Consider the following 3,072-nt stretch of genomic DNA (forward strand, 5'->3'; position numbering starts at 1 on the left):
CTCCAAAACATCCAAACGCTCCGCCCTTCCGCAGGCCCGGCACCTCGGGGGCAAGGAGCTAGGTCGGAGACGACCACGAACGCGCGAGCCGAGATGCATCAATGATGCAATAGATGCAATACTGGAGTGGTGGACATGGGCATCCGTGGAGTGTCTCCGCTTCGACAGCTCCGCAACGTGCGGGCGCTGGATGAGCATCGCTTCGTGTTCGAGGCGATGCTCTCGGGCTGGGCTGATCAGCAGATCAGTCGAGGCCTGACTGAGCGGACGATCGGCGGTCGCGAGCTGGTCGTTAGGAGGTTTGAAGAGTTTGTTGGCCGCTACCCGTGGGAGTGGTCGCCGGGGGACTTGGAGGACTTCACGACCCGGGCGAAGTCTGGGCAGAGTCCGGCGACTCCCTCGACGATCCGGGGGTATCACTCCATCATCCGCCTGTTCTGCGACTACCTCACCGATCCTCGGTACCGGTGGGCGGCGGACTGTGAAGAACGTTTCGGAACCGCGCCACAGCAGATCTGCCACGAGTGGAACACGCTCGCACACCTGGTCGATTACGAAGGCCGCCCACAGCGGCGAGCACTCACCTACGACGAGCTCGAGCAGCTCTTCGCGGTGGCCGACCACCGCGTCGAGACAATCCTTCGGCAGGGTCGAAAGGGTGCCCTCGCCGCGCTGCGTGACTCCCAGATCTTCAAGACCATCTACGCCTACGGACTACGCAGGGCCGAGGCCGTCGGTCTGGATGTAGCTGATCTGCGGCCCAACGGTGCTGCCCCGCGGTTCGGACGCTTCGGGGCGGTCGACGTGCGCTGGGGCAAGGGCTCTCACGGCTCAGGCCCGCGTCGACGTTCGGTGCTCACGCTCCCTGAGCTGGACTGGATCACGGAAGGTTTGGCCCAATGGGTCGACCAGGCCCGGTCCCGGTTCACTGCGGACTTGTCGGGACCGCTGTGGCCGACCGAGCGAGGCACGCGCGTCTCTCTGCGCTACATCGACCTGCGTTTCGCGCAGCTCCGCGACGAAGCGGGGCTGCCGCCGGAGCTCAGTGTCCATGCCCTGCGCCACACGTACGTCACCAACCTCATCGAATGGGGATACGCCGAGAAGTTCGTGCAGGACCAGGTCGGGCACGCCTACGCCTCGACAACCGCCATCTACACGTCCGTCGGTGACGACTTCAAGAACCGCATGATCAACCAAGCCCTCTCCCGGATCTATGGAGGACCCGATGCCGACGACTCCCGACTCTGACATCCCGATCACCTGGAATCTACGCCCGATGATGGCTGCGGCTGGGATGTTCCAGACGACAGATCTGATCGCACCGTTGCGCGCCCAGGGAGTGCAGCTCTCGCGCGAGCAAGTGTTCCGGTTGGTGACGAAGACGCCCGAGAGGCTGAACGTCGAAGTGTTCGCCGCCCTCTGCCGGATCCTCGAGTGCACACCCAACGATCTCATCGAGATCCCGAAGGTCCAGAGCGTGCGTCCTCGCCGAGTTGCTGGCGCTCCAGAGGCCTCCGGGCCTGCGATTGGCGAGCTTCGCCCCATCCCCGCCAAGCTGCACCGCCCGCACGAATGACCCCGCCTGGGAGCACACGTGGTCACCAGGTCGGCTGCGACGAATGTGCTCGCCATGTCGCAGCCCGTTACTCGATTCTCGAGCAGCGAATCTGCAACGCCTGCTACTCAAGACTCCGCCGACATCCCGGATCCTGTCCCGGGTGCGCTCAGGTCAAGGTCCTGGCCTTCTACGACTCGGAGCGACGCATCGTCTGCGCGCCCTGTGCTGGCGAACCTCCGCGGTTCGCGTGCATCACTTGCGGAAGCGAGGAACAGCTCACTGGATCTCAGTGCGGCACCTGTCGACTGGCCGAACGCCTCCGCGAGGTCCTCGCTGACGAGAACGGCGATATCCATCCTGGCCTCGCTAGCCTCTACGGCCACCTCATGGCTGCACGTGACCCGCGCGCGGTGGTGCGATGGCTGCGAAGATCGCCGATCGGAAAGACTCTGCGTGCCATGGCTACTGGCGAGGTGCAGATCAGTCACGACACACTCGACGCCCTCCCACTCTCGCCTCGCGTGCGGTATCTGCGCCACATGCTCATCAGTGCCGAAACCCTCCCCACGATCGACGTCCGGCTCAACGACCTCGAGATACTTGCTGAGCATCTCGTCAACGACCTCCCCTCCCACCACGCGCAGATCATCAACCAGTACTTCCGTTGGCAAGTCCTCCGCCAGACCAGGCAGCGGCGCGCGCAAAAGCCCCTGACCGTCGGCATGTTCAACGCTCGATGGTCCGCGTTGCGCAAGATCGCCTCCTTCCTGGTCTGGCTGGATGATCAGGGAGTTCAGATGGGGACGTTGGACCAGCGCTCCGTAGATCGATTCTTCACCCATCACCGCTCCCAGGGAGCGGTCGCCACCTTCCTCAATTGGGCGATCCGGCAGAAGCTGACCAGACCCCTCATGCCGCCTCATCGCCCGCAAGCTCGGCCCGCCCCCTCTGTCCCGGAGGACACCATCTGGCGGAAAGTCGATGAGCTTCTCGATGACACGTCCATCCCGTCCGCAAGCCGCATCATCGGCTTGCTGGTGCTCGTCTTCGCGCAACGGATCAGCGACTGCGTCCGCCTCCGCCAATCAGACGTCTCAGGTCACGAGACGACTTTGAGCATCACCTTCGGGCGCACGCCTCTCGCTCTGCCCGAGCCGATCGCCGAACTCCTCCGCCGCTACGTTAGCGAGCTCGAGGAACAACGGACCTTCGTCGGTGGAGGCCCCGATTGGCTCCTCCCTGGAACAACGCCCCATCTCCATGTCAGCGAAGCGATCGTCACGCTCCATCTCGCACCGCACAAAATCGATGCTCGCAGGACGCAGAACGCCCGTATCGATCAGCTCGTCCAGACCGTGCCCGCCAGCGTCGTCGCAGACACCCTCGGGATCAACATTGGAACCGCTATCAGGCACGCCGCCCGCACCGGCTCGAGATGGGGTAACTACCCCGAACTGCGAGCATCTCTCTCGGATGAATAGTGCAGCGGCGAATGATTCCTTCCCCCGGCA

Annotated in this window: 3 protein-coding genes; all 3 read left to right on the forward strand. The window is 63.9% G+C overall.

What is annotated here, in order from left to right; translation table 11 throughout:
* Positions 1-135 precede the first annotated feature (135 nt).
* On the forward strand, positions 136-1,251 hold the full coding sequence (locus tag CIK71_RS17115; RefSeq protein WP_226851124.1) for a tyrosine-type recombinase/integrase: 1,116 nt from the start codon (positions 136-138) through the stop codon (positions 1,249-1,251).
* Positions 1,229-1,579, forward strand: coding sequence for a helix-turn-helix domain-containing protein (locus CIK71_RS17120; protein WP_096166878.1), 351 nt, complete (start codon positions 1,229-1,231; stop codon positions 1,577-1,579). The genes CIK71_RS17115 and CIK71_RS17120 overlap by 23 nt, the downstream gene beginning before the upstream one ends.
* Before the next feature lie 368 nt (positions 1,580-1,947).
* A complete protein-coding gene (locus tag CIK71_RS17125; RefSeq protein ID WP_141393751.1) occupies positions 1,948-3,042 on the forward strand; it encodes a hypothetical protein in 1,095 nt (364 codons plus the stop codon).
* Positions 3,043-3,072: the final 30 nt, after the last annotated feature.

The organism is Brachybacterium alimentarium, assembly GCF_002332425.1.
Taxonomy (GTDB): Bacteria; Actinomycetota; Actinomycetes; order Actinomycetales; family Dermabacteraceae; genus Brachybacterium; species Brachybacterium alimentarium.

Excerpts from the sequence above, each read along its gene's own strand:
- CIK71_RS17115 (WP_226851124.1), top strand. The coding sequence starts at position 136 with ATGGGCATCCGTGGAGTGTCTCCGCTTCGACAGCTCCGCAACGTGCGG.
- CIK71_RS17120 (WP_096166878.1), top strand. The coding sequence starts at position 1,229 with ATGCCGACGACTCCCGACTCTGACATCCCGATCACCTGGAATCTACGC.
- CIK71_RS17125 (WP_141393751.1), top strand. The coding sequence starts at position 1,948 with ATGGCTGCACGTGACCCGCGCGCGGTGGTGCGATGGCTGCGAAGATCG.